Raw genomic sequence first — 2010 nt, 5'->3', positions numbered from 1 at the left:
TGCCCCCCGCCCCGCCGACACCAACGTTGACGGCGACGTTGACGCCGTTTTCTGTACCGAGATCGGCCGTCGCGCCATTGGTCGCTCCGCCGTTGCCGCCGCCGCCGCCGATCGACTGGGCAACGATCGCGGCGCTCATGTCCCCACCCGTCTTGATCGTCATGGCGTTGTGAACGGCGACATCGCCGCTGATGTTGCCCTTGCCGCCGCCGCCACCGATGGTGACTGTCGCATTGATGCTGGCGTTGACCCCGAAGCCGCCTGCAGCTCCCCAGGAATCGCCGCCATTGCCGCCGCTACCGGCCACCGATTGCGCGAGGATGCCGATCGCGTTGGCGCCTTTGGTAACGATGCTGCCGCCGCCATTCATGCCGCTGTCGACGATGACGAGGTCGCTCTTGCCACCGTCGCCACCCCAGCCACCAACAGTGACACCGAGTGAAACGCTGACCCCCGTGCTGGCTGCACCCGAAATCGTGGCAGCGCGGCCGCCATTGCCGCCGCCGCCGCCGATGGACTGGGCAACGATGCCGCCGGAACCGGCTGCGTCGGTGTCGGCAATCAGGTTGCCATCAGCCCGAACCGTTACCTTTCCACCATTGCCTCCGTTGCCGCCCTCGCCACCCACGGCAACCCCGACCGAAGCGGACACGTAGAGACCAGCGCTGACCGCGCCTGAATAAGCCGAACCGCCGTTGCCGCCACTGCCACCGACCGATTGCGCAAGGATGGCCTTCGAGCCCATGCCGCCGACATGAATGTCACCTTTGTGGGTGACCGTGACCTGGTTGCTGAGATTGCCATCGCCGCCACCGCCGCCGATCGCCACGGAAGCGGCGCCGAACAGACCGACGGCAAACGTTCCGACAGATCCGCCATTGCCGCCACCGCCGCCGACCGACTGGGCGAGAATGCCGTGTGAGAGGGAGCCCACGGTCGTGATGTTGCTGGTGTTCTTGACCTCTACCTCGCCGGCCGCGCCGCCGGCCCCGCCTTTGCCACCGATGCCGACCGCGGCAAAGGCGCCGGCCGCCATCGCAAACCCGCCGTCGCCGCCCGAGCCGCCGACCGACTGCGCGAAGATGCCGATCGACATATCCTTGTCCGTGCTGATCAGGCCTGTGTTTTCGACATAGACCTTCTTGCTCCCGCCGCCCGACGCGCCATCGCCGCCAAGCGAGAAGGACGGCCCGCCAACCGAGACGGCAAATCCGCCTGAGCCGCCACCGCCGCCGATCGACTGCGCCAGGATGCCATGAGACTGGACACCTTCGGTGTGTACCGCCGCGCCATTGGTGACATCGACGGTCCAGCCCGTGCCGCCGCCACCTCCCTTGCCACCGATTGTGACGTTGGCGCCGAGGCCGGCGGAAGCCGTGCCGCCGCCATTGCCGCCGCCGCCGCCGATCGACTGGGCGATGATACCCGTGGAGCGGTCACCAAGCGTGTGAATCAGCCCTGAATTGATGCCGACCGTCACTGCCTTGGCGTCGCTGGCAGTGCCGGCCTTGCCGCCGATGCTGACAGCAGCCACAAGACCCGCGCCGTTCAACGAGAAGCCGCCATTGCCACCGCCGCCGCCGACCGACTGCACGATGACGCCGGCCGAGTCCGACTGATGGGTCGTGACGTCAAGTGTTGTCGTCGAGAAGAACTTTGCCGTCCCGGCTTCGCCGCCCCCCGCGCCCGAACCACCGATGCCCACGCTTGCGTTGACGCTCAGGCCGAACTGGCCGCCGCCATTTCCGCCACCGCCACCGATCGATTGCACGATGATACCGGCCGACCTTTCGCGGAAAGTCTCGACCGAACCATTATAGGTGGCTTCCGTCGCCACGCCCTTGCCGGCCGCGCCGCCTCTTCCCCCCATGCCGAAGCCGGCAATCGCCGACAGTGTGCCGGAAAAGCCGCCATTGCCGCCGCCGCCGCCGACCGACTGCACGATCAGGCCGGCCGAATCCGCGCCGTCCGTGGTGATCGATTGCATCGCGCCATCAGCCGTGCGCAGCG

General features: G+C 67.7%; 1 pseudogene. It reads right to left on the bottom strand.

What is annotated here, in order from left to right:
• Nucleotides 1-2010 (bottom strand): annotated as a pseudogene (locus EN969_RS36690) (autotransporter outer membrane beta-barrel domain-containing protein); the annotation flags it as partial.

The sequence above is a fragment of the Mesorhizobium sp. M7A.F.Ca.CA.003.01.2.1 genome (assembly GCF_003998945.1).
Classification (GTDB): Bacteria; Pseudomonadota; Alphaproteobacteria; order Rhizobiales; family Rhizobiaceae; genus Mesorhizobium; species Mesorhizobium ciceri.
This window is presented reverse-complemented; position numbering and strand designations above follow the sequence as displayed.